The sequence below is a fragment of the Corynebacterium tuberculostearicum genome, from assembly GCF_022347235.1.
Taxonomy (GTDB): Bacteria; Actinomycetota; Actinomycetes; order Mycobacteriales; family Mycobacteriaceae; genus Corynebacterium; species Corynebacterium tuberculostearicum_F.
The window spans coordinates 26,259-50,482 of sequence record NZ_JAKRDX010000013.1 but is presented as its reverse complement, the minus strand read 5'-3'; the positions used below and the strand labels follow the sequence as shown (position 1 = coordinate 50,482).

25 protein-coding genes are annotated in these 24,224 nt (G+C 64.3%); 17 read left to right on the top strand and 8 right to left on the bottom strand.

Features of this window, described 5'->3' with window-relative positions; all coding sequences use genetic code 11:
• Nucleotides 1-80: 80 nt before the first annotated feature.
• Nucleotides 81-764: a CRP-like cAMP-activated global transcriptional regulator GlxR gene (gene glxR / locus MHK09_RS08265; RefSeq protein ID WP_005323128.1), complete on the bottom strand. Its 684-nt coding sequence runs from the start codon at nucleotides 762-764 to the stop codon at nucleotides 81-83.
• A gap of 340 nt (nucleotides 765-1,104) precedes the next feature.
• Between glxR and nth the strand changes: the two genes are divergently transcribed.
• From nth to MHK09_RS08245, 4 genes are read left to right on the top strand one after another with little or no spacing between them, the layout of a single operon-like run.
• Nucleotides 1,105-1,761, top strand: a complete 657-nt coding sequence (gene nth / locus MHK09_RS08260) for an endonuclease III (RefSeq protein ID WP_250413213.1) — start codon at nucleotides 1,105-1,107, stop codon at nucleotides 1,759-1,761.
• 9 nt (nucleotides 1,762-1,770) lie between these two features.
• Entirely contained in the window at nucleotides 1,771-2,334 is a 564-nt protein-coding gene (locus tag MHK09_RS08255) for a TlpA family protein disulfide reductase (protein ID WP_200435924.1), read from the top strand.
• Nucleotides 2,331-3,032, top strand: coding sequence for an NUDIX hydrolase (locus tag MHK09_RS08250; protein WP_200435925.1), 702 nt, complete (start codon nucleotides 2,331-2,333; stop codon nucleotides 3,030-3,032). Before MHK09_RS08255 ends, MHK09_RS08250 begins: the two co-directional genes overlap by 4 nt.
• 57 nt (nucleotides 3,033-3,089) lie before the next feature.
• The gene (locus tag MHK09_RS08245; protein ID WP_250413212.1) at nucleotides 3,090-4,286 is read left to right on the top strand and encodes a MarP family serine protease; all 1,197 of its coding nucleotides are present in this window, start codon (nucleotides 3,090-3,092) and stop codon (nucleotides 4,284-4,286) included.
• On the opposite strand, the gene MHK09_RS08240 is transcribed toward MHK09_RS08245, so the two are convergent.
• Both MHK09_RS08240 and MHK09_RS08235 read right to left on the bottom strand, forming a co-directional pair.
• Entirely contained in the window at nucleotides 4,283-5,197 is a 915-nt protein-coding gene (locus tag MHK09_RS08240; RefSeq protein WP_250413210.1) for an alpha/beta fold hydrolase, read from the bottom strand. The genes MHK09_RS08245 and MHK09_RS08240 overlap by 4 nt on opposite strands.
• A gap of 121 nt (nucleotides 5,198-5,318) precedes the next feature.
• Complete coding sequence (locus MHK09_RS08235; RefSeq protein ID WP_005323120.1) at nucleotides 5,319-5,822, bottom strand: phage holin family protein; 504 nt, start codon at nucleotides 5,820-5,822, stop codon at nucleotides 5,319-5,321.
• 108 nt (nucleotides 5,823-5,930) lie between these two features.
• On the opposite strand from MHK09_RS08235, the gene MHK09_RS08230 reads away from it, so the two are divergent.
• A complete protein-coding gene (locus MHK09_RS08230; protein WP_250413209.1) occupies nucleotides 5,931-6,647 on the top strand; it encodes an oxidoreductase in 717 nt (238 codons plus the stop codon).
• Here MHK09_RS08230 and MHK09_RS08225 read toward each other — a convergent pair.
• Nucleotides 6,644-7,525: an HAD family hydrolase gene (locus tag MHK09_RS08225; protein WP_250413208.1), complete on the bottom strand. Its 882-nt coding sequence runs from the start codon at nucleotides 7,523-7,525 to the stop codon at nucleotides 6,644-6,646. The genes MHK09_RS08230 and MHK09_RS08225 overlap by 4 nt on opposite strands.
• Before the next feature lie 460 nt (nucleotides 7,526-7,985).
• On the opposite strand from MHK09_RS08225, the gene ssd reads away from it, so the two are divergent.
• From ssd to MHK09_RS08185, 8 genes are all read left to right on the top strand, one after another.
• Nucleotides 7,986-9,053, top strand: coding sequence for a septum site-determining protein Ssd (gene ssd, locus MHK09_RS08220; protein WP_250413207.1), 1,068 nt, complete (start codon nucleotides 7,986-7,988; stop codon nucleotides 9,051-9,053).
• Complete coding sequence (locus MHK09_RS08215) at nucleotides 9,050-10,228, top strand: TadA family conjugal transfer-associated ATPase (RefSeq protein ID WP_250413206.1); 1,179 nt, start codon at nucleotides 9,050-9,052, stop codon at nucleotides 10,226-10,228. Before ssd ends, MHK09_RS08215 begins: the two co-directional genes overlap by 4 nt.
• Entirely contained in the window at nucleotides 10,221-11,009 is a 789-nt protein-coding gene (locus MHK09_RS08210; RefSeq protein WP_200435932.1) for a type II secretion system F family protein, read from the top strand. Before MHK09_RS08215 ends, MHK09_RS08210 begins: the two co-directional genes overlap by 8 nt.
• Nucleotides 11,006-11,602 (top strand): type II secretion system F family protein, encoded by a 597-nt coding sequence (locus MHK09_RS08205; RefSeq protein ID WP_250413205.1) that lies wholly within the window; start codon nucleotides 11,006-11,008, stop codon nucleotides 11,600-11,602. The genes MHK09_RS08210 and MHK09_RS08205 overlap by 4 nt, the downstream gene beginning before the upstream one ends.
• 24 nt (nucleotides 11,603-11,626) lie before the next feature.
• A complete protein-coding gene (locus tag MHK09_RS08200; protein ID WP_005327144.1) occupies nucleotides 11,627-11,815 on the top strand; it encodes a DUF4244 domain-containing protein in 189 nt (62 codons plus the stop codon).
• Between the two features lie 55 nt (nucleotides 11,816-11,870).
• A complete protein-coding gene (locus MHK09_RS08195) occupies nucleotides 11,871-12,185 on the top strand; it encodes a hypothetical protein (RefSeq protein ID WP_005323101.1) in 315 nt (104 codons plus the stop codon).
• Complete coding sequence (locus MHK09_RS08190; protein WP_005327146.1) at nucleotides 12,178-12,504, top strand: Rv3654c family TadE-like protein; 327 nt, start codon at nucleotides 12,178-12,180, stop codon at nucleotides 12,502-12,504. Before MHK09_RS08195 ends, MHK09_RS08190 begins: the two co-directional genes overlap by 8 nt.
• A gap of 242 nt (nucleotides 12,505-12,746) precedes the next feature.
• Complete coding sequence (locus tag MHK09_RS08185) at nucleotides 12,747-12,941, top strand: hypothetical protein (RefSeq protein ID WP_250413204.1); 195 nt, start codon at nucleotides 12,747-12,749, stop codon at nucleotides 12,939-12,941.
• Nucleotides 12,942-12,948: 7 nt separating this feature from the next.
• On the opposite strand, the gene MHK09_RS08180 is transcribed toward MHK09_RS08185, so the two are convergent.
• Entirely contained in the window at nucleotides 12,949-15,312 is a 2,364-nt protein-coding gene (locus tag MHK09_RS08180) for a Zn-binding domain-containing protein (RefSeq protein ID WP_250413203.1), read from the bottom strand.
• A gap of 176 nt (nucleotides 15,313-15,488) precedes the next feature.
• On the opposite strand from MHK09_RS08180, the gene MHK09_RS08175 reads away from it, so the two are divergent.
• The gene (locus MHK09_RS08175; protein WP_005323097.1) at nucleotides 15,489-15,692 is read left to right on the top strand and encodes a cold-shock protein; all 204 of its coding nucleotides are present in this window, start codon (nucleotides 15,489-15,491) and stop codon (nucleotides 15,690-15,692) included.
• 44 nt (nucleotides 15,693-15,736) lie between these two features.
• Here MHK09_RS08175 and MHK09_RS08170 read toward each other — a convergent pair whose 3' ends face one another.
• Nucleotides 15,737-16,366: a DedA family protein gene (locus tag MHK09_RS08170; RefSeq protein WP_250413202.1), complete on the bottom strand. Its 630-nt coding sequence runs from the start codon at nucleotides 16,364-16,366 to the stop codon at nucleotides 15,737-15,739.
• A gap of 248 nt (nucleotides 16,367-16,614) precedes the next feature.
• On the opposite strand from MHK09_RS08170, the gene topA reads away from it, so the two are divergent.
• Together topA and MHK09_RS08160 are read left to right on the top strand one after the other, a co-directional pair.
• A complete protein-coding gene (gene topA / locus MHK09_RS08165; RefSeq protein ID WP_250413201.1) occupies nucleotides 16,615-19,590 on the top strand; it encodes a type I DNA topoisomerase in 2,976 nt (991 codons plus the stop codon).
• A gap of 18 nt (nucleotides 19,591-19,608) precedes the next feature.
• Entirely contained in the window at nucleotides 19,609-20,205 is a 597-nt protein-coding gene (locus tag MHK09_RS08160) for a hypothetical protein (protein WP_250413200.1), read from the top strand.
• Here MHK09_RS08160 and MHK09_RS08155 read toward each other — a convergent pair.
• Complete coding sequence (locus MHK09_RS08155; protein ID WP_250409515.1) at nucleotides 20,155-21,393, bottom strand: DUF418 domain-containing protein; 1,239 nt, start codon at nucleotides 21,391-21,393, stop codon at nucleotides 20,155-20,157. The genes MHK09_RS08160 and MHK09_RS08155 overlap by 51 nt on opposite strands.
• A 12-nt stretch (nucleotides 21,394-21,405) precedes the next feature.
• Nucleotides 21,406-22,938, bottom strand: coding sequence for an adenylate/guanylate cyclase domain-containing protein (locus tag MHK09_RS08150; RefSeq protein ID WP_250413199.1), 1,533 nt, complete (start codon nucleotides 22,936-22,938; stop codon nucleotides 21,406-21,408).
• Between MHK09_RS08150 and MHK09_RS08145 the strand changes: the two genes are divergently transcribed.
• Nucleotides 22,937-24,175 carry a DNA polymerase III subunit delta' gene (locus tag MHK09_RS08145; RefSeq protein ID WP_250413198.1) on the top strand — a complete coding sequence of 413 codons (1,239 nt, stop codon included), beginning with the start codon at nucleotides 22,937-22,939 and terminating at the stop codon, nucleotides 24,173-24,175. The two genes, MHK09_RS08150 and MHK09_RS08145, sit on opposite strands and share 2 nt — an antisense overlap.
• The last annotated feature ends 49 nt before the right edge of the window (nucleotides 24,176-24,224 follow it).

Genomic DNA, 24,224 nt, shown 5'->3' with positions numbered 1-24,224 from the left:
CACAAGTGCGGTGCGGAACTGGTTAAAGGGGGCAAAACCAATGAGACCCCGCCGAAGCGGGGTAGCGGGCTGGTGCGGTCTTAGCGAGCGCGGCGGGCGAGGTGCTCGGTATCGACGATGAGCACGGACTTGCCCTCGAGGCGGATCCAACCGCGGTGCGCGAAGGTGGCCAGCGCCTTGTTGACGGTCTCACGGGAAGCGCCCACCAGCTGGGCAATCTCTTCCTGGGTGAGGTCGTGGTTTACGCGCAGGGCGCTGCCTTCCTGAACACCGAAGCGGTTAGCCAGCTGCAGCAAGGTCTTTGCCACGCGGCCCGGAACGTCGGTGAAGATGAGGTCAGCCAAGTTGGCGTTGGTGCGGCGCAGGCGGCGTGCCAACACGCGCAGCAGCTGCTGGGCGATTTCGGGGTGGTCACCAACCCACTTCTTGAGCAGCTCGGAGTTCATGGTGGCGGCCTGAACCTCGGTCACGCACACTGCGGAGGAGGTGCGTGGGCCCGGATCGAAGATGGACAGCTCGCCGAACATATCGGATGGGCCCATGACGGTCAGCAGGTTTTCGCGGCCATCCGGGGCGTGGCGGGCGAGCTTAATCTTGCCCGAGGTGATGATGTACAAGCGGTCACCGGGCTCGCCTTCGTCGAAGATGGTGGTTCCGCGCGGGTAGCGCACGGTCTCCATCTGCTCGATTAGGTGCTGCACTGCAACGGGATCAACGCCTTGGAAGATTCCGGCGCGGGAGAGGATGTCCTGTACGCCTTCCACGTTTTACTCCTTGGATGTCGACTACGAAAGTCCATAGATGAGCCTGCGCCACATCTGGGTGCGGTCTTTCATGCACTCGACAATGCGGAACAAGCGGGGTCACTGTGTAACGCGTTTCATCTTACAGTGTAATTGGTCACTTTTGGTACTTCAGTGAAATTTTGTCACACTATAGAAACTCTACTCGTGCTAGTGCACGGTTCAGGCCAGCAGTTTTGCGGCCTAGTCAGCAAAAACGACTGCCTCGAGCTTTTCCATAAGGAGGGCGAAAAGGGCGATGGCAAGTGGTACCAGAATCACGAGTGAAATCATGTTTTCCTAGTCTACTAAGCTAAACCCCATGAATTCAGCACTGTCAGCGGCCAGCGCGCCGGAGCTACGCGCACCGGAGGTAAATCGGCGTTTGGCGCAGGAGTATCCGAATGCACGGTGTGCTTTGGATTATGACTCCCCACTGCAGTTGCTCATTGCCACCGTTCTTTCCGCGCAATGCACGGATGAACGCGTGAATTCGGTGACCCCTGAACTCTTTGCCCGCTACCCCGAGGCGGCGGATTATGCGGCTGCGCAGCGTTCGGACTTGGAGAGCATCCTGCGGCCGTTGGGCTTTCAGCGCGCCAAGGCGGGACACCTTTTGGGCATCGGGGAGAAGCTGGTGGCTGATTTTCAAGGCGAAGTCCCGCGCACCGTCAAGGAACTGACCAGCCTGCCCGGTGTTGGTCGCAAGACCGCACTGGTGGTGCTCGGAAATGCCTTCGGTATCCCCGGACTGACCGTGGATACGCACTTCGGCCGCCTCATGCAGCGGCTCGGGCTGACGGGGGAGAAGACGCCGGTCAAGATTGAGCGGGACATCGCTCAGCTCGTGCCGGAAGAAGAGTGGACGATGTTTTCACACCGCGTCATCTTTCACGGGCGCCAAGTATGTCATGCGCGCACGCCGGAATGCGAAGCATGCGTTCTGCGGGATATGTGTCCAGCCGCTCGTGGGCGCTAGGCTAACGGTATGAAGAACTACGTCCTTGGCACGGTGATTGCCGCGATCCTCATTGCCGTCATTGCGGTAGCTGGGGTCTCGCAGTTGCGGGGTGGGGACGGATCCGAGGAGGCGTCGCCAAGCGAGGCTTCCCCGCAAGAAGTCCCGCAGCGCCCGGACTGCCCGGCCGGCGCCGTGGCCGGGGTGGAGCTGGAGTGCTTGGGCGGTGAGGCCGCCGGAAAGCCCGCCGATGAAGGTGTCAGCGTGGTTAACGTGTGGGCGTGGTGGTGCGAGCCGTGCCGCGCGGAACTTCCCTACCTACAGGACGTAGCGGAAGCGCATCCGGACTGGCAGGTCGTGGGCGTGCACGCGGATAAGAACGCGGGAAACGGTGCAGCTTTCTTGAATGACTTGGGCGTCGAGCTGCCGAGCTTCCAGGATTCGGATAATAAGTTTGCCGGTGAGCTGGGCCTGCCGGGCGTGGTGCCGGTGACGGTGGTACTCAAGGACGGTGAGGTGCGCAAGCAATTTGCGCAGCCGTTTAGCTCCGCAGCGGAGATTGAAAAGGCCGTGGAGGAGGCGATTGCGGCATGAGTCAACTCCTTCCCGAGCGCACGCCAGAATGGCTCAAGCCGGCGCTGGGGGTAGACCCCAGCCAGGTGCAAGAGCTCATTGGCAACCGCCAAGCTTCGTCCCTCAACGGCACCAATGTGCAGGTGCCGGTCAAGCGGGAAGCAGCCGTGCTCATGCTGCTGAGCGGCGAGAGCGCGGAGGAGGCCAGTATTTTGCTCACGCATCGCTCGCCGTCCATGCGCTCGCACTCGGGCCAGATTGCCTTTCCCGGCGGCCGCCGGGATCCCGCGGATACTTCCCTGGTGGATACCGCGCTGCGGGAAGCCTGGGAGGAAACGGACCTGCAGCGCAACTCCGTGACCCCGCTGGAGCAGTGGGAGCAGCTGCATATCCGCGCCACCGGCAATCCGGTGAGCCCCATTTTGGCGCATTGGACCCAGCCGGGGGAGGTCTATCCCGCCAGCCCCGATGAAACCGATGACGTGTTTCTCGTGCCTATCCGGGAGCTGGTCGATCCGCGCAACCGCTTCATGGTGGGCTTTAGAAAATGGCAAGGACCAGCATTTCACGCCAATGGTTACGTCATTTGGGGCTTTACCGCCGGCGTGCTCTCGGCACTATTGCAACACGCCGGGTGGAGCGTTCCATGGGATAACAATTCAGTCATGGACCTGCGTGACTCCCTCACAAACTCCCGCAATAATGAGAAGATGTCCTAACCGCTGCTGCCGCGGTACGTATACGTCTTAAACCCCAGATAGAAAGAACCCATAGCCATGACTCCTGCGCTCATCGTTGACGGCCTGATTGTGGTCGCCGTCCTCATAGCGCTCCTGAGCGGGTGGCGCAATGGCGCCCTCGCGGCGGTATTGGCCTCCATTGGTGTGGGCGCTGGGGTAGTGCTAGGCATTGCCGTGGCCCCGGCCGCCCTGCGCTTGGTGGATCAGCCCTCGCTGCGCTTGCTGTTATTGGTGGGAATCCTGGTGCTTTTTGTGGGCATCGGGCAGCTTATCGGGTCCTCGTTGGGCGGCAGCGTGCGCGATCGCATGAAGGCGCGCAAGACGCAGCGCCTTGATTCCGCCGTGGGTGCGGTTTTTCAAGCCTTTGCCGCCTTGGTGGTTATGTGGCTCATTTCTATCCCCGTGGCCACCAACTTAGGTGGGGTGGCCGGCCAGGGCCTGCGCGATTCCCGCATCTTGAGCAACCTCAATTCGGCCGCGCCAGCGCGGGTAGCGGCGTTGCCCAATGGCGTGGCGGCGATGCTCAATGAGTCCGGCTTGCCGCCGCTGGTCTCGCCGTGGCAAAACTCGATTAGCACCGAGGAAGTAGAAGAGCCGGACCCAGACGTGGAGGATCCGGATCTCCTGCTGCGTATGCGGCCGTCTATCATTCACGTGCTTGGCGACGCCGAAGAGTGCTCCCGCCGCCTCATGGGTTCCGGCTTCGTGGCGGCCGATGACTACGTGATCACCAATGCTCACGTCGTGGCCGGCACGCAGACCGTGCGCTTGGATACCAAGGTGGGCCTCAAGGACGCGACCGTGGTCTACTACAACCCGGATGTGGATGTGGCGGTGCTGCACTCGCGCGACCTGGGCATCGATCCACTGCCATGGGCCCAGGCCCCGGCCCAGACGGGCGATGATGCCATGGTCATGGGCTTCCCGCACTCCGGGCCTTTCGACGCCGAGATGGCGCGCGTGCGCGATCGCATCACCATTTCCGGCCCGGATATCTACTCGCATGGTCGCGTGGAACGCGATTCCTACACCGTGCGCGGCAAGATCCAACAAGGAAATTCCGGCGGACCGCTGGTCAACACGGCCGGCGAGGTCCTCGGCGTGGTCTTCGGCGCCTCGGTGGATGATTCCGAGACGGGCTATGCCTTAACCGCCGATGAGGTCAACGCCCAGATCGGAGACATCACGCAGCTTACCCACCCGGTTGATACCGGGGAGTGCGTGGCGCACTAGTTATGTTCTTGTAGCCAGGCCGCCAGCATGGAAACGAAATCCGCCGGTGCTTCCAGGTGCGGAAGGTTCTTCGCGCCGGGGACGGTCGTGGCGGTGAATCCGCGGCGGGCGCGCGAGGCGGCGCGGCGGACCACAGGGTTCCACAGTCGCTGTTGGGCGTGGATGAAGAGAACGGGACGCTCTACTGCCAGTTCCACCCAGGTCAAGGGGACCACGGCGGTGCGCATGCGGTGGTTCCACAAGATTCCGCGGCGGACGCTGCCGATGCGGGAGGCGCGCAGGCGGAGATCGAGGATGCGGTCTAGGGTGGCGTCGGCAAGCAAAGGCCCCGTATCCAGCTCCAGCTCCTTGCGGTAGGCGCGCGGGCTAAGCAGCAGGTTTTGGGCGCGGGTAACGCGCGGCAGGCGGCACAGCAGCGAGCGCAGGTTAATCCACCCAAAGTCCCACGGCCGGGCGGCAATCGCGCGGCGCAGATCTACCGGGTGGGCGGCGGAAATGGAGGCCAGGCCGCGCACCCGCTCAGGGCGCTCTGCCGCCAAGCACCAAGCCACCGCGCCGCCCGTATCGGCGCCCACGACAAAGGCGTCGTCATGGCCCAAGGCCTGAATGAGCCCGCTAATATCGCCCACCAAAGTGCGGATATCCTGCCCCGCATCAATGGGCGGCTTATCGGACATACCAAAGCCCCGCATATCCACGGCCGCGACGTGGAAGCCGCGTTGGGCAAGCGGCGCTATGACGTCCTGATAATCGAACCACCCGCCAAAAGCGCCGTGGATAAGCACCACGAGTGGCTGCGTGCTATCGCCCGCCGTGGCGACATGCAGGCGGATGCCGCGGGTGTGGACGAACTCATGCGCATAAGGTCCATCCAGCTCCACCGTTGAGGGAGGCAGGGGTGCGAAGGCCATGGTGCCGCCTTTCTATAGTTGGGGCAGAAACGGTAGAGAAAAGGGGGAGGAAGTACACAAAATCCGCCCCAGGCTAGCTAGGGCGGATAGAGGGGTGCACGTACGCGTGGCGCTTGCCGGTTTAGGTGTAGAGGCCGTGGGTGTTCTTACGGTCCAGAGACTTCTGTGCCTTGCCCGGAACCAGGTTCTTGAGCTCCTTGGTGGAGTCAATGGTCTTCTGCGGGGCCTTGACCTGCTTGACATTCTTCAGGCCAACGAAGGCCAGGATGCCGGCGAGGACGATCATGATCAAGAACACGATCAGGAACGCTGCCCAGCGGTCCAGCCAGACGGCGAGAAGCTCGGCCAGGAAGAAGAAAAAGAAGAAGGAGCTATACAGTGCGATGGTGCCTGCACCGCCGAAGAGGCCGGCACCGATGCCGCCCTTCTTTGCGGACTCTGCCAGCTCGGTCTTGGCTAGCTCCACCTCGGAGCGCACGAGCTGGGACATCTGCTCGGTGGCGTTGGAGACCAGCTGGCCTACCGAGGTCTCGGACGAGGACGTATCCACGTCACTCAAAGGGATAGAGTTCACCTTCGGTGCAAATTGATCAGTACCGTCGGTAAAAAGTCCATCGTTGCTCACGATTAATTCTCCTCGCGTTTATCTAAACCTTGTAATGTCCCCAATAATAATGGAATCACTATTATCCCATGGTGCCACGCATACTTAGGGACTTCCACGGCTATCCTAATGGATATGTCAGAAAATGACGCGTTATCCCCGCTGTTTCGCCTGCCGGGGGTGAAAGAAAGTGCAGAAAAGGCCGCCGCTGCCATTGCCCGCGCACACCGCCGACCTGCAGGATTGCGCAAGTTTGAGGTCATCTCTGCGGAGTCCCTCATGCGCGGCGCCCGTGCCAGCGTGGCGCTGGACGGCCACGCCATCCCCCCACATCCGGGACCGGAAGATATGGAAGAAGGGCCGCTGGCCAGCGCTGTCAGTGCCTATTCCGTGGCCGCCCCGGAACTCTTAGATGCCACGGTGCGCTCCTTTGCCCGGGCACCGCTGCAGGTGCTGGCCCGCATCGATGTCGCGGCCGGCGGTACCGGCATTCCGGCCGGCGAGAGTGCGCGCTTGCAAGGGCTGGGCCGGCTCATCGCGCAGGGTGGCGGTCCTGCCTTCGATCTCTTGCTGCCGAGTGTGGTCCATGCCGAGATTGCCGCCGGCGAGTTCTTTGGCCCTCGCAGTGGCCTCGTCGCCCGCGTTGCCTCCCGCCTCGCCGCGGTGCATACGGGCTTTGACCCGCGCGGTTTCGCCGTGCCCGAGGTTTACTACACCCGCCACCGCGCCGAGTATGCCGCCGCGGTGGGCAATTACCGCACCGCGCTTGCCGACGCCCTCTTAACCCACCTCGCCGCCTGGACCGCCGGCGGCAAAGAAGCCGACGCGATTGCCCGCGCGGCTTAGGAGGCGCGCCGTGGGCCCCGCTTGGGCGGGCCGGGGCGGCCCGGGTGCTGGGCGAGCCACAGCCCAGCGCCGATAACTGCCGCGGTACCCGCCAGAACGGAGGCGCCGATTCCAATTTCTTTGGCGGTCGGTGCAGGCAGGAGCGGCACTGGGTCCTTAAAGAGGCGGATCTCCCACTCGTGGGCGAGGGCGTGGCGTTTTAGCTGCTTGTCCGGGTTGACGGCGACGGGGTGGCCTACCTTTTCCAGCATCGGGATATCGGTAGCGGAATCCGAGTAGGCGTAGCTGGCATGAAGGTCGAGGTTTTCTGCCGCTGCGGTCCGCTCCAGTGCCTCTGCTTTAGTGGGACCCTTGCAATAAAAGAGCACCTCCCCGGTAAAGCGCCCGTTTTCCTCTGCCAATTCGGTGGCGATGACGTGCTCGACGCCGAGTTCCTCTGCGATGATGTCCACCAGCACGGCCGCGGAGGCAGAGACAATGACCACGTGGTGGCCAGCGGAGCGGTGGGCGCGGATGAGTTCGCGGGCCTCGGCATAAATGGAGGGTGTGACCACGTGATGCATGGTGTCGCGGGCGATGGCGCGCACCTCGTCCACGGACCACCCGGTGACCAGTGCGGTGAGTTGGTCGCGGGTGGAATCCATGCCTTCGCTGGTTAGACCAGAAAACATATAGCTGGCCTTAGCAAGTGAGAGCTGCAGTGCTTCGGCCGGCGAGATGAGCCCGTTGTGGAGGAACTCGCGGCCAAACGCATAGGCCGAAGAGGTGGCGATGATGGTCTTATCGAGATCGAAAAACGCCGCGGTGCGTGCGGGATCGCCGCCGGCGCGGGTGGTGGCGGCGCGGCGGGGATGACAGGGCTCGCGGGAAGTAGGCATGATGTGCTGCCGAGTGTAGCCGCCCTAAGCGCCTGCTGGTGTAGAAGTGGCTGGCGTTAACGGTGATTTGTATGCCACTAATGTGGGATTGGGAACCCGCGTGGGGGTGGCGCTGAGTGAACATGCATTCGGTGCAGGTCAGCGCCGTGGCCGTGGAAATCTGCTGTTAGCTGTTGTGATTGGGTGGCGAACATGTCATAATAATGCGTGCAAGGCCCCGATATACTGTGCGGCCTGCCCCGGCTCACCCCCCCGAGGCCGGGTTACTGACGGCCCGCGCGCACACCCCCCCGATGCGCGGGCCGTCACCTATATCTACCGCCGTGCGGAGCGGGTTATCCACAGATTTTTGGTTGAAACGACAACCAAATCGCGCCTACATGGTGACTTCTGGCGGGTTATCCACAGCATTGCCGCCGGAGCCTCGCTGCGGTTGCGCGACTGCTTCAGGCTATGAGGCATGAACGCATTACACCCTGATTCCGCCGTCATCATCGTCGCCATTGGTGACGAAGCGCTGCGCGCCGAGGCCGTTCACGCCGCGGCTGCGACCAGCCACGATGTGCTGACCGTAACCGATCCCCGCGATGTCCCGCGCAGCTTGCCCGGCGCCTATGCGGTGCTGGTTGATTCCTTGATGGCCCGCGTGGTGGCAGCAGCGCGGCGCACCCACACCGCGCCTGCGCCCGTGCTTTTCCTGGCCGCGGACCCCGGGCCGATTGACTACGAGGCGGCGCTCGCCTGCCACGCGGAGAGCGCCTTTATCATCCCCGCCCAGGTGAAGGAGTTGCTGGCGAGCATTGCCGCGGCGGGCGCGCCGCAGGAAGCGCGGCCGGGCAGTGCGACCATCGCTGTGGTGGGCGCGAGCGGTGGGGTGGGCGCTTCTACCTTCGCGGCCGCGCTGGCCCGCACCCAGTGCGCAGCCGACGGTCGCGCCCTGCTTATCGACGCCCACCCATACTCCGGCGGCCTCGACCTCCTGCTCGGCGTAGAAGCGGAACCGGGGGCGCGCTGGCCGGAGCTTACCGTGGGAGATGGCAGCATCGATGCCGCCGATCTCTACCGCGCGCTGCCATCTACGCCTGATGGGGTAGCGGTGCTCTCGGCCGCGCGCAGCACCGTCGCGGATCCCTTCCGCTTGGACAAGGACCTGCTTGCCCGAGTGGTAGGGGCAGCCCATGCGGGCGAGGGGCTATGCGTGGTGGATTGCACCCCGGAGACCATCCCGGATGCTTGTACCCACGTGGTCATCGTGGTGGCCGCGGAGGTGCGCTCGGCCGCGTCGGCCGCGCAACTTCTGGTGCGTCTCGATGCCGCGCGGCGCAGGTGCGTGGTGGTGCTGCGGCAACGCCAGTGGGCGTCGTTAAGCGCGGCAGAAGTAGAACGCATCGTCCACAGCACGGTGCTGGCAGAATTGCCGACGCTCCGGGGCCTCACCCGCGCGGTGGAAATCGGCGGCCTGCCGCAGCGCCTCCCCGCACCCTTGCGCAAGGCCGCCCGCGCGGTCCTCGAGGAGGTCGGCGTATGAGCGAGCATAAAGCAGCACAAGAAACGCTGGAAAAGATGCAGCGCATCATCGCCGCTGAGCCTGACGTGGTGCATGATGCGGCAGCCCTCGCCCGGCGCATTCGCGCAGAAGCCGGTGTGATTAGTGACGTCGCGGTGCTTGACCTGCTGCGCCGCCTGCGCCAAGACGCCACCGGGATGGGCCCGCTCGATGCGGTGCTGGGGCGCGAGGGTGTCACAGACGTCGTAGTCAACGGGCCACACGCGGTATTCATGGACCGCGGCGAAGGCCTTGAGCGCACCGATATCACCTTCCGCGACGATGCCGAGGTCCGCCAGTTGGCCAGCCGGCTTGCGGCAGCCTCAGGCACGCGCCTCGATGATGCGCAGCCCTTTGCCGATGGCCGCGTCACCCGCCCCGATGGTGTCGTATTGCGCGTCCACGCACTGCTGAGCCCACCCGCAGTGGCCGGAACTTGCCTGAGCCTGCGCGTATTGCGCCAAGCGCAGACCACCCTGCCCCAGCTCGTAGACAATGGCACGGTGCCAGAAGACATTGCGGCGCTGCTGCGCGCGGTGGTGGACAAGCGGATTTCCTTCCTGGTCATCGGCGGCACCGGTTCCGGCAAAACCACCCTGCTCTCCGCGCTTTTGGGAACCGTCTCCGAGCGCGAACGCATCCTCGTTATTGAGGACACCGCCGAGCTCTCTCCGCACCACCCGCACTGCGTCAGCGTGGTCTCGCGCCGGGCCAACGCGGAGGGGAGCGGCGAGGTCACGATGTCACAGCTGCTGCGCCAAGCGCTGCGCATGCGGCCGGACCGCATCGTGGTGGGCGAGATCCGCGGCCGCGAGGTAGTGGACCTCCTCGCCGCTCTCAACACCGGCCACGATGGCGGCGCCGGCACGCTGCACGCCAATTCCCTCTTTGAAGTACCAGCCCGCATGGAGGCCCTCGCCGCCCTCGGCGGCTTGGACCGCGCGGCGCTGCACTCGCAATTGGCGGCGGCTGTGCACATGGTGCTGACCATGGAGCGCACCCCACAGGGCCGCCGCCTCGCCCATATCGGTGTGCTCGAGGGAAACCCAGTGACCCCGCGCATCATCTGGAGCGCCGAAGATGGCCCGGCAGACGGCTTCGCGGAATTCTCCGCGCAGCTGCTGGGAGAGCCTGCCGGGGAGGCCAGCCATGCTTAGTTACTTCATCCTTGCCGCTGCGCTGCTTATACCCGCGCCCTCGAGTGCCGGCCGCTTGGCCTCAGCCACGCGCCGGGCACAGACCAGCTCCGTGGTCATCTTAGGCGCGGTATTTTGCGGCAGCCTGGTCTTTTACTCGGTGGGGCGCATTAGCATCGCTTTCGCCGCCGCCATTATCGCGTGGTGCGTGTCCTGGTACGTCAAAGACTTAGTGGCCGCGCGGGCGGAGCGGCGCGGCCGCGAGGGGCTGGCCGCCTACCTGGGCGTGGTCACCGCGGACCTGCGTGCAGGGGCGACCTTGGCTGGGGCGCTCGCCCGCGGCGTGGAGTCCCTGCCAGCCACCACCCCGCGCGAGGTATCCGTCGCCCTGGAATCCACGGCCGCCCTTGCCGCGCGCGGTGCGCCGCCGCACATGGCGCTGATAGATGCGCAGGGCGGCAAGGCCCTGCCAGAACTTCACCGCTTAGGTCACTTATTAGAGCTTTCTACCTATCACGGCATTGCGGTGGCCAGCTTGCTCGACCAAGCCCAAAGCCGCCTCGACGCTTCCCGACGCCACCAGCAATCCACCGCCGCTAGCCTGCAAGGCCCCCAAGCCACCGCCACGGTGCTCGCATGCCTGCCCATAGCCGGCATCGCCATGGGCGGGGCCATGGGTGCCAACTCCCTCGGCTTCCTTTTAGGCGGCGGATTAGGCGGTATTCTCCTCGTGGTGGGCGTGGCGCTGGCCTGCGGCGGATTCGCCTGGTCGCGCGTCATCATCCGGAAGGCGGCCGCATGACCCCGCTCATCTTTATCGCCCTCGCCGCCCTCGTTGGCCTGCCGCCGCACACCGCCCGCCTGGCGCCTGCCAGCGCAACCGAGACCACCGCCAAGACCCCGCGCGATGGCCCGACCGCGCGCGGGGGACTGATAAGCAAGCTCAAGCCCGCCGCACCGCTGGACCCACTGGCAGTAGCTGGCGACGTCGAACTTTTCGCAGCATGCCTGGCCGCAGGGCTATCCGTGCACGGCGCCACCACCGCGGTGGCCCGCACCGCGGATGCTCAGACCAAGGAACTGTGGGAGACCGTCGCCGCGCTGCTCGGCGTGGGCGTTCCCGCGCAGTCCGCGTGGGGCCACATGAAGGGCCATGTGGGGCTGGAGGACTTAGCGCAGCTTGTCATCATGTCGGGCCAATCCGGCGCCACCATCGCGGCCGGATGCCACCGAATCTGTACTTCTTTGCGCGCGGAAGCATCCGCCCACGCCACGGCGCAGGCGGAGCGCGCAGGAGTATTCATTGCCCTCCCGCTGGCGGTGTGCTTCCTGCCGGCATTCATCGTTCTAGGCCTTGCGCCCGTAGTCATCAGTTTGGGCGCACAACTTCTCTAAACCTCATGTGAAAGGACACTAATCATGCACGCACTTAATAAGTATTCCCAGCTCATCCGCAATGACGAGGGGATGAGCACCATCGAATATGCCATGGGATCTCTGGCGGCCGCCGCGCTTGCCGGGGTGCTCTACATGGTCATCAACGGCGGCGGGGTGGTCGATGCTATTGAGGGCATCATTACCGACGCCCTCTCGAACACCCCGAGCTAGCGACGCTCTTTAACCGCGGCCGGCGGGCCCAGCCTGCCGGCAGAAAGGAGGAAAGATGCACAGGGTATTTGATGACGATGGCTCCGTGACCATCGAGGCCGCCTTGGCTTTAAGCTCCCTGGTCTTGGTCGCGGCGGGAATCGTGGGTGCCATTGCCACGCTGGCATCCTATATCGCCGCGGTGGACATGGCGGGCGCGGCCGCGCGTTCGCACGCCATCGGCGTCGAATACCATCCCCCGCGCGAGGATGCCCAGGTCAGCGTGGAAGAAAGCGGTGGGTTGGTGAGGGCGTCGGTAAGCGTCGATGCCCCCGTCGGCACCATGCGCTCTGAGGCGGTATTTCCGGCCGAGGTGGGCGGAAATGAGTAGGCCGAGGCGCTGCGGCGAGGAAGGCTATGCCACCATTGCCGCGGCCGGTATCATCGTCGCCATCGTGAGCCTGCTGCTTATCGTGGCGGCAGTGGGCTCGCGCGTGGCCGCGCGACACGAGGCTCAGGTGGCGGCCGACCTCGCGGCGGTTGCCGGTGCCTGGGCCCTCGCTACGGGTGAAGATGCTTGCACCGCCGCGCGCGATACCGCTGCGCTGAACGACGCCACCTTAGAAACCTGCACCGAATCCGGCCGCGACGTCATCGTCACCGCCACGGTCCGTGGACGGTCCACTCAAGCGAAGGCCGGGCCGGTATGACCTGGCAAGAAGCAGTAGTGCGCCTTATCCCCACCGCAGTGGCAGCCGTAGCAGGCTTCATCGCTTGGCGGGAATACCGCCGAAAGAATTACTGGATGGTATTTTCTCCCCACAATTCTGGGATTATTATCGGACGTTGAAGGAGATTCCCCTTTTATTAACACGCTGTGGGATTTTGCCCAAGAGTTTAAAGAGGGTGAGCTCGACAAATCTGCCCCGAAAGAAGAAAGAGGCGATGCTCCATGAGGCATCCGCAAGGCTCGCCTTTTTACGAGCCGAATCCGGAAGTGCGGCGCACTCGCGCACGTGCAGCGGCGGAAATTCAGCGCATCATATTGGAGCGGTTTCCTCATCGGCGTGAGGAGCTATTGCAGCGCAGCGCCGACTATGAATACGCGCGGGCGCAGCGAGTAAATGAAGAAGGCAAAACCGCTTAAGTTGAGGCTAGCCCTGCGTCATGGTGACCAGCGCACCCAGTAGCTTGATGGCGCCGTCCTTGCTTAGCGGATTGTTTCCGTTTCCGCACTTGGGCGACTGCACGCACGATGGGCAACCGGATTCGCACGGACAAGAGCGCACGGCCTCGAAAGTGGCCGCGATCCATTCGGGGAAGCGGCGGAAGCCTTCCTCGGCAAAACCGGCGCCGCCGGGGTGGCCGTCGTAGACAAAGACGGTGGGCAGCTGCGTATCGGGGTGCAATGCGGTGGACACGCCGCCGATATCCCAGCGGTCGCAGGTGGCGATAAGCGGCAGCAGGCCAATGGCGGCGTGCTCGGCCGCGTGTAGGGTGCCGGGCGTATCGGAGGCCGTCACACCCATGGCGGAAAGCGCCATCGGATCGATGGTATAGGCCACCGCCCGGGTGACTAGGCGTTGTTCGGGGAGATCGAGAGGGATGTCATCGCCAATGGTGCCATCGGCAAGCCGCACCTGGTAGCCGGTGACGCGGTCGGTGACCTCCACCTCCACGTCCGCCACCCACAGCCCTGGGGAGTAATTGACTAGGTTATCGGCCTCGCGCAGGATGCGGATATCCGTGGTGGAGCGCGGAGTCGTGGAATAGTCCGGGGCCTCGGGCCGGGCCAGCGCCAGGTAATCGCTTAAGACGAGCTCCTCAATGACAAAGCTTTCGCCCTGGTGCAGGTACACCGCGCCGGGGTGGACTTGGCTGGTAGCGCGGGCGGCGTCGATGGTGCCGAGCAGGCGGCCGTCGGAGGAATCCACAATCATGACTTCTTCGCCCGCGCCGCCGCGCAGCGACACCGCGGTATGCGCCGTCTCCGGGGAGAGCTCTTCCGGCGCATGGGCGGGGATGGGCACGGCGAACCAGCCGCGCTCGCGGCGGCGCAGCAGGCCAGACTCGGCCAGCTGGTGGACCACGTCTTGGGCGCCCCAGGCGGCAATCGTGGCATCATCCAGCGGCTTTTCCACTGCGGCGCAATAGACGTGGCCGAAGAGGATATACGGATTGGCCGGATTGAAGACGCTGGCCTCCACCGGCCGGCCCAGCAGGGCCTCGGGGTGGTGGACTAAGTAGGTATCCATCGGCTCATCGCGGGCGATGAGCACCACGAGCGAGCCCTGCCCGCGGCGGCCCGCACGCCCGGCCTGCTGCCAAAAGCTCGCGACGGTGCCCGGGAAGCCGGCCGTGACCACGGCATCGAGACCGCCGACATCGATGCCCAGCTCGAGGGCGGAGGTGGTGGCGACGCCGAGCAAGGAGGCGTCGTCAAGCGCGCGCTCCAACTTGCGGCGGTCCTCGGCCAGGTAACCGGCGCGGTAGGCGGCGATGCGCTGGGCAAAATCGGGGCGGCCGAGGCTACCGGAGAGCACCTCGGCCGCGCGCATGGCCACCACCTCGGCCGAGCGGCGCGAACGCACAAAGGTCATGGTGCGCGCGCCCTCGGCGATGAAGGAGGCCATCATCTCGGCCGCCTCGGTGGTGGCGGCGCGGCGCACCGGCGCCCCGTGCTCGCCCTCGGCCCCCTCGATAAACCCCGGCTCCCACAGCGCCACGGTCCGCGCGCCGGTAGGGGCGGTGTCCTCCGTAATCGCGCGGGCGGGCCGGCCGGTAAGGCGCTGCGCGTGCCGGCCCGGGTCCTTCATGGTGGCCGAGGCATAAATAACCGTCGGCCGCGAGCCATAGTGCGCGCACAAGCGCAGCAGGCGCCGCAGCACCAGCGCCACGTTCGCGCCAAATACGCCCCGGTAGGAATGGCATTCATCGATGACAATGAACTCCAGGTGCCGCAGCAGCCGCGCCCACCGCGCATGGGCCGCTAGCAGCGACATATGCACCATATCCGGGTTGGAAAAAATGAACCGCGAATGATCGCGCACGCCCGCGCGGGATTCCTGCGGCGTATCGCCGTCATAGGGCGAGGGCACCACGCCCTTGAGCGCCGGAATGCCCCGGCACAGCTCGAGCACCGCCTGCAGCTGGTCCGATCCCAGCGCCTTGGTGGGGGTGAGATACAGCGCGCAGGCGGTCGGCTCCTGCGCCAGCCGGCTCAAAATGGGCAGCTGATAGCCCAGGGACTTACCCGAGGACGTACCGGTAGAAATCACCGCATCCTCGCCGGCCCAGGCGGCCTGCGCCAGCTCTGCTTGGTGGCTATACAGCTTGCCGACGCCCCCTTCGACCAGCTTGTCCTTCAATTCCGGCAGCACCCATTCGGGCCACTCGGCATACTGCGCGCGCTGCGGCGGCAGGGTGGTGTGAAATGTGAGAGTGGACTCATCGAGGCGGCGCTGGATGAACTCGAGCAGCTCTTCTCCTAGGGGATTATCCGTTTCCGGGTGAGCCAATTTCTACCCCCTCATGAGTTAGGCCTATCGCTTTGGCGTGGAACGTGTCACACTGATATGAGGCCAATGATGTCTTGGTGCGGTGTTTACACTTTAAGGTACTGCTAAAGGACGCATTTACCGAACCCCTCGGCGCGGAATCGCCGCACCGCTAATCAAGAAAAGGACTGCACACCATGGCACAAGGAACCGTTAAGTGGTTTAACTCTGAAAAGGGCTACGGCTTCATCGAACGCGCGGACGGCGAAGGCGATATCTTCGTCCACTACTCCGAGATCCAGGGCAGCGGCTTTCGCACGCTAGAAGAAAACCAGCAGGTCACCTTCGAGGTAGGCTCCGGCCCGAAGGGTGAGCAGGCCCAGTCCGTGTCCGTCATCTAGGCGGCCGGCTCCCTCGCTCAGGCCTTTCTGCTCAGGCCTTCCCGCTATGGCGTTTCGGCGTAGCCGCGGCGGGTATCCCACCACTCGGTGAACTTATTCTGCAGTTTCTGCAGGCCCACGCCGATGATGACGGCGGCGATGATGCTGACCACCACGGCCAGCACGGGCGAATTGGAAAAGGCCATGCCGCCCAGGTAGCCAATGGCGAGCGCTTCGGCCGCCCAGAGCGCGACGCCGATGGTGTCGAAGAAGACAAAGACGAGCCACGGGAAGCGCATCGACCCCAGCAGGATGGTCATAAATAGGCGCGCTGAAGGAATGAAGCGGGCAATAATAATGGCCGCACCGCCGCCGCGGCGCATATTGCGCTTGACCCAGTTGAGCCCTTCGTAGGCCTTCGATCCCTTAGGTACGCGCTGGAGCAGGGGCATAAAGCGCGTGCCCAGTAGGAAACAGAGATTATCGCCCATCATGGCGGCAATGAGCGCCACGAAAAACATGGTGGGCAGGTGCGGAAAGCCCTGGGAGCCGGACCAAGCGCCGGCCATATTGAGCGGGATTTCAGAAGGCAGGACGGGGAAGAAGCAGTCACCAAAGATCAGCGCGCCGACCAGCGGGTAGATCCACTCTGTGGACATGACGGTTTCGATCCACATAGTGATGGTGTCAACCATGAATCCTCCGCGGGCGTCGTCTTGGGTGTGCTATCGTGCCCCACAATGCTTTCACAGCTACTGGGCGTTCTAAGTAGGCCAGTATAGACCCGTTCCGTGGGGGTACATAGTGCCCCTGAAAACGGCCTTTTGGCAGAACCGCGTATATGGTGCGAGAAAGGAAACGCAGATCAACTGTGTACGCTAGGGGCGATTGCTGAAAGCGTGCATACCTTATTGTTCGCATCATCGAAAGGGATGAAGTCGAAGTGGCAGAAGCAGCCGGGCCGGGAAAGACCTTGGTGATCGTCGAGTCGGCGACGAAGGCGAAGAAGATTCAGCCTTACCTCGGAGACAACTACATCGTGGAGGCCTCCGTGGGCCATATCCGCGATCTTCCCCGTGGCGCTGCGGACGTGCCGGCTAAGTATAAGAAGGAATCCTGGGCGCGCCTCGGCGTGAACCCGGAGGATGACTTCGCACCGCTGTATGTGGTGAGCCCCGATAAAAAGAAGAAGGTCGCGGACCTCAAGTCCAAGCTGAACCAGTGCGACCAGCTCTACCTCGCAACAGACCCCGACCGCGAGGGCGAGGCCATCGCCTGGCACCTGCTCGAGGTGCTCAAGCCCAAGGTCCCGGTGCGCCGCATGGTCTTTAACGAGATCACCAAGTCCGCGATCCTGGAGGCCGCGGACAATACCCGCGATCTGGATTACAACCTTATCGACGCCCAGGAAACCCGCCGCATCCTCGACCGCCTCTACGGCTACGAGGTTTCCCCGGTGCTGTGGAAGAAGGTCATGCCGCGGCTTTCTGCCGGCCGAGTGCAGTCGGTGGCCACCCGCGTCATCGTCGAGCGCGAGCGCGAGCGCATGGCGTTCATCTCCGCGGACTACTGGGATCTGGCCGCCACGCTAGATACCGGCGCTGCGGACGCGGACAACCCCGCTACTTTCGACGCCCGCCTTACCGCCGTCAATAGCAAGCGCGTGGCCTTGGGCCGCGACTTTGATGACCGCGGAAACGTCAAGAGCAAAGACGTCATCGTCATCACCGAGACCCAGGCCAAGGCGCTAGAAACCGCGCTGCGCGGTGCGGATATGCAGGTCGCTGGGGTCGAACACAAGCCCTATACGCGCAAGCCCTATGCGCCGTTTATGACCTCCACGCTGCAGCAGGAGGCCGGCCGCCGCCTGCACTTTACCTCTGAGCGCACCATGCGCATTGCGCAGCGGCTGTACGAAAACGGCCATATTACTTATATGCGTACGGACTCCACCTCGCTGTCCAAGCAGGGCCTGTCCGCCGCGCGCAACTCCGCTACCAGCATCTATGGTGCAGAATACGTCTCTGATTCCCCGCGCGTATATGACCGCAAGGTGAAAAATTCCCAGGAGGCCCACGAGGCTATCCGCCCGGCCGGCGAGTCCTTCGCCACCCCGGGCCAGCTCTCTGGCCAGTTGGATGCGGAGGAGTTTAAGCTCTATGACCTGATTTGGAAGCGCACCGTCGCCTCCCAGATGGCCGATGCCAAGGGAACCTCCATGAAGGTCACCGTAGCCGGCACCGCCGCCACCGATAAGGGCAGCTACGACGTGGAATTTTCCGCCACCGGCCGCACCATTACCTTCCCCGGCTTCCTGAAGGCCTACGGCGCGGACGACGCCAAGGGGGACAAGAAGGGCGAGACCCGCCTGCCGCACTTGGAAGAGGGCCGCGCCCTGACCGCCAAGGAGGTCTCCGCCGAGGGCCACTCCACCAACCCGCCGGCGCGCTATACCGAGGCCAGCCTGGTCAAGAAGATGGAGGACCTGGGCATCGGCCGCCCGTCTACCTACGCGTCCATCATCAAGACCATCCAGGACCGCGGTTATGTGGTCTCGCGCGGCAATGCGCTGGTGCCTTCGTGGGTTGCCTTCGCCGTCGTGGGCCTGTTGGAGGAGAACTTCACCGAGCTGGTGGACTATGACTTCACCTCTTCCATGGAAGACGAGCTAGACCAGATTGCCACCGGTATCGAGGACGGTACCGCCTGGCTAAACGGCTTCTACTTCGGCAACGCCGAGGCCAACGAGCAGAAGGCGGCTTCCATTGCCCGGCACGGCGGCTTGAAGTCGCTTATCGACGTCAACCTAGAAGCCATCGATGCCCGCAAGGTCAACTCCCTGCGTCTTTATACCGATACCGAGGGCCGCGACGTCTTCGTCCGCGTGGGTCGCTATGGCCCGTATATCGAGCGCGCCGTTGGCACTAACGACGACGGCAGCATCGAGTATCAGCGCGCTAACCTGTCCGAAACCGTCACCCCGGATGGCCTGAACGAGGAGCTGGCGGAAAAGCTTTTCGCCACCCCGCAGGGCGGCCGCGAGCTGGGTGAGAACCCAGAAAACGGCCGCATGATCGTGGCCAAGGAAGGCCGCTTCGGCCCCTATGTCACCGAGGTCGTCCGCGAGGATGAGCGGGAGAAGGCCGAGGGTGAGGCCGAGGAGATCGTCGCCAAGGAGCGCGCTGAGGAGGACAAGCAACGCGCCGAGGAAGGCAAGCGCGCCAAGAATTGGGAAACCAAGACGGCCGCGAAACAGAAGGAAAAGCGCGTCAAGGAGTACATCGAGAACAAGCTCAAGCCGGGTACGGCTTCGCTGTTTAGCTCCATGGAACCCTCCACCGTGACTTTGGAGGAGGCCCTCAAGCTGCTTTCCCTGCCGCGCGAGGTGGGCGAGGACGACGGCGTGATGATCACCGCGCAGAACGGCCGCTATGGCCCGTATCTGAAGAAGGGCACCGATTCGCGCTCGCTGGCTAAGGAAGAGCAGATCTTCACCATCACCTTGGATGAGGCCCGTCGCATCTACGCCGAGCCGAAGCGTCGCGGCCGCGCAGCGGCCCAGCCGCCGATTAAGCAGCTGGGCGATAACGACGTCTCCGGCAAGCCCATGACCGTCAAGGACGGCCGCTTCGGCCCGTACGTCACCGATGGCACCACCAATGCCTCCCTGCGCCGCGGCGATGACCCGGAGCAGCTTACCGACGCCCGCGCGAACGAACTCCTTTCCGAGCGCCGCGCCAAGGAAGCTTCCGGCGAGACCAAGAAGAAGTCCACCAAGAAGTCCTCTAAGAAGACGACGAAGAAGAAGGCGACCAAGAAGGCCACCAAAAAGTCCACGAAGAAGGCTGGAAAGAAGGCGACTAAGAAGCCTTCGCCCGGTACGAAGAACGTGGTAAAGGCCGGCTCGCGCAAGAAGTAACCGCGTAAGGTGGCGGGCATGAACGATTTTCTTGCCCGCACCCAAGAAGGCGCTGCGGCCCTGTGGCGCGCCGTTACCGACATCAGCGCGCGGCCGGAGGTTTTGGCCTCGGTTCGCGAAGAGCCCGCCATTGGCGCCGGAGTTGCAGCCGGAGCCATCGGCCAGGTGGAAAAGGCCCGCCGGCTGACCCGTCCTTCGGCGCTCGGCGTGGCGGCCGTAACAGCGAACCACGCCGCCTATGCGTGGAGCCTCTATCGCCGCGGCGCGCGCAACGATGCCCTGGGCTGGGGCCTGCGCGCGGCAGCATGGGGCGCGGGCGTTGCCGCCACTCGCACACAGCCGACGGCCGCTGCGGTCGCGGTGGGCGGCGCGGCGGTGCTCACGACCTCGGCAATGGCGGGAGATCCAGCGCTGCGCACCGATGCTGGCAAAGGCATGAGCCACGGCGCCAACCTGCTCGTTGCGGCCGAGGGGCTGACGGCCCTGCGCGCGGCACTCGCGCAGCACTATCGCGGTAAGCGGAAGCAGGGGGCGCGCTTGTTATGCGCGGCCGAGGCGGGTGCCCTAGCGGTCGGCCACCTGCTGCTGATTGATGGCCTGTGCCGCACGCGGTAGCTGCGGCTGCATCGTCGGACCATAGGACAGGCGGCGGTGCACCGCCTCGAACGGCCCGCGGAGGTCGAAGACTTCCAGCACGCAGGCCCCGATAAGCGTAGCCAACCACACCGCGAAGGCCAGCGCGGCCTGGCCGAAGGCGCCCAGATCGTGGCCGAAGTTCAGCGTGAATGGGTGCACGAGGCAGAAAAAGAGGATGGACTGCCCTACGTAGCCGCTCATGGAGCGCTTGCCCAGCGCCGCGAAGGGCCACAGTACCGCGGGCAGCGGTGCGCCAGCCGAGAGCCTTTCTTGCACTGGCTGCAGCACCAACGCGAGCCCGGCCAGGATGCCGGGGCCAGTGAAGACGCCGATGAAAGCGTTGGCATTATTGGCTGCATTCGCCCAGCGCTGCTCGATGACCCCAAGCGTGCTCAAAGACCACAAGGCGCCGATAACCACGGTAATGATCACCGCGACGGCCACCCAGCGGAGGAGGGTGGGGCGGTGAGAGGGGACGTCGGCAAGCACGCCTTGGCGCGCCCACACAAAGCCCACCAGCATGACGGGCAGGTACATCAATAAAATGATCGGCGTGGCCAAAGCCTGGCTGCCTAAGGTGACAAGCTGGCTGAGCAGCAAATCGGGGTAGGACTCGATGGTGCCGATGCCTTCCGTAGCCACCACGCCGCGGGGATCCATAGCGCCGGAAATGAAGGCCACAATCCCGCCCAGCGCGCACAGTGCGAATAGAATATAGGCCACGAGCATGAGGGAGGAATCCCGCTTGCGCAGCAGGAATGCAATTACGATTCCGGCCGCGCCATAGAAGAACATGATGTCGCCCCAAAACAGCAGCACCATATGCACCGCACCCATCACTGCCAAGAAGGCATAGCGCTTGGCGATGACCCTGCGTGCCCCCTGCACCGGAAACCCGCGCCGCCACAGGCTCAGCGCAATGAGCCCCACGCCAAAGCCAAGCAGGGTAGAAAACATGGGCAGGCCGCGGTTGTGGACAAAGAAGGCACCGAAGACGACGGCCGCCTTATCCCACGCGCTGCCATCAATGATGCCGCCGAAATAGCTTGCTGGTCGGTCGGTGGTGATGATCCATGCCGTGGTCATATTGGCCATGGCGATGCCTAGAAGGGCCATGCCGCGCGCCACATCGGGCACGATCATGCGGGGCCGGGGAGCTGAGCTCACTTAAAAACCTCGTTATACCTCGGAACGTTCTGCCAGGGTAGCGCGGATAGGGCGAGCCAGCTGGGTCATGCGGTGACGCCCGCGCAGCTCAATGGATTTCATCATAGTCCAGCGGGCCTGCTCGGCCTCGTTAGCGGTCTTGAGCGTGGCGGCGTTGGTAAGAACCTGGCCCGGGGTGTCCTTGGCCAGCTCGGTCAGGCGCGCAGCCTCGTTCACGGCGTCACCAATGACGGTGTATTCGAAGCGATCCGCGCCGCCGATATGCCCGGCCACAACGTGCCCCGCCGCCACGCCAATGCCCGCCTGCAGCTCCAGCCCGCGCAACTCGCCGCGCAGCTCGCGGGCGGCCTGCAGCGCCATGGAGGCGGAATCATAAACATTGAGCGGCGCGCCAAAGACAGCCAGCGCGGCATCGCCCTGGAACTTGTTAATGATGCCTTTATTGCGGTGCACCACCTCGACGACGTGCTCGAAGAACTTATTGAGCTCCTCCACTACCTCCTCGGGGGAGTGGTTGACGGCGAAGGTAGTAGAACCGATGACGTCAATGAAGAGCACAGCGACCTTGCGGTCCTCGCCGCCCAACTCGGGGCGCTCCTCTAGGGCGCGCTGTGCCACCTCGACGCCGACGTAGCGGCCGAAGATATCGCGCACGCGCTGGCGCTCGCGCAAGCCGCGCATCATCTCGTTGAAACCGGCCTGCAGTACGCCCAGCTCGGACCCGTCATAGATATCGACCTCGGCATCGTTCTCGCCACGGCGCACCCGGTTAATGGCGTCCTGCAGCTCCACGATCGGGTCCACCACGCTCATCACCGCGAAGCTAGTACCGATAAACCCGGTGGCCAGAGCGGTAAGTGCCAGGGCCGTGATGGCGGGAACCAGGTCTCCTGCGGTGCCGGAGAAGAGCCCGGTGCGCTGGGCGATGAGCACGAGCAAGATGCCCACCAGCGGCACGCCGGAGGTCATCAGCCAGGTAGAAATGAGGCGGTATTTGATGGGCGGTTCTAGGGTGGCGTCCTCGAAGCGGCGCGCCACGGCCTGGGCGGCCACCGGGCGCACGAGGCGCTCGGCCTGCAGGTAGGTCAAGATGACCACCACGAGGCCGGCCAGGGTGGCGGACACGCCCACGACGAGCCCGAGGCGGCCGGATTCCCGGCCGGAAATCACCACGGCCAGGATGATGCCGATGAGCCACACCGCGGCCGCCACCACGGATTGGTAGACGGGGATGCGCAGCACCAGGTTGCGCACCATATTCGGATCGTGCTCGTCCGGGTTGCGCTGCCAGTCCAGCACCGGGCGGAATAGCAGCAGGGTGACGGCGATGCCGATGACCACGGCAAAGATGAGGTACACCGCGGCGACGCCCATCAGGCTGGGCAGCTCGGCAGCAAAGTCCTTAATCTCCGGCATCGGTAGGAAATAAAGGACAAAGGTCATGATCGCGATGGCGCCGATAAGGTTCGCACCAAGGACTAAGGCGGCGTAGACCGGCCATTGGGTACCCATGAGCCATCGTGCGCCGCGCAGTAGTCTGTTCATGCTTTCATACTTTAGTAAGACCAGTAGGCTAGGGCGAGTGAATACCGGAAGCGTTGCGCAAAGATTGGCAGATACCCCAGGTGTGGCCCGCACTATCCTGGGCGCCGCCCGGGCAGCTCGGGGGATGCCGGGGGCAGACCCTCGGGCGATGAGCCATTCCTGGCTATTTACCGGCCCGCCGGGCTCCGGCCGTTCCTTGGCCGCGATCGATTTTGCGGCCGCGCTCATGTGCACGGACCCAGAGGAGCCGGGCTGCGGCCGGTGCGAGGCCTGCCGCGCGGTGCTAGAAACCAAACAGCACACCGATCTGGTCCTCGTGGATCCGCAGGAGGTCATCATTCCCGTGGATACGGTGCGCGAGGTCATCGGCCGTGCCGCGAGCCTGCCCACGGTGGCCCCTTGGCGCGTGGTGATCTTCAACAACGCCGACCGCCTCAACAATAACGGCGCGAATGCCCTACTCAAGACGGTAGAGGAGCCGCCGGCGCGCACCGTAATTATCATGTGCGCGCCTTCCGACGCCCCCGAGGACTTCTCTCAGACCCTTCGCTCGCGCTGCCGGCACCTGTACATTCCCTCCCCGTCGGTGGAGAGCATTACCGCCCAGTTGGTCAGCGAGGGCGCCTCGGATCACGACGCCCACTTGGCCGCCCTTACCTCCCTCCGTCACGTCGGCCGGGCGCGGCGCCTAGTCAACGATCCCGCGGTGCAAAAACGCCGCGCGGTGGCCATCAACCTGGCAGAGGAGGTCTTCCACGGCTCCCAGGGCTTCCAGGCGGTGACCTCGCTGCTGAAGATGGTGGACTCGGAGGCGAAGGAGTCGCATAAAGACCAGGAAGAGGCCGAGCTGGCGAAACTGGAACAGACCCTCGGCGTGGGTGCGAAGGGCAAAGGCGCGGCTAAGGCGCAGCGCGACGCCCGCTCCGCCATCAAGGATCTGCAGGACCAGCACAAAAAGCGGGCGAAGCGCCGCGTGATCGATAACCTGGACCTCGTGCTTGTTGATCTCTCCGGCGTCTACCGCGATGCGCTCATGCAGAAGGTGGGCGCGCAGGTGGATTTGACCCACCCGGACTTCGCCGGTCTTTCTGGTGAGATCGCGCAGCGCGTGAGCGAGGAAGGCTTGCTGGACTGCCAGGCGGCTATCACGTTGTGCCGCGAGCAGCTGACCCAAAACGTCGGCACGCAGATTGCCTTTGACGGGCTGGTGGGCCGCCTGCGCCGCGCGTGCCTATAAGCGGGTGCGTAGTCGGGGGTCGATTTCTATTCCGCGGCGCCCCTAGGTT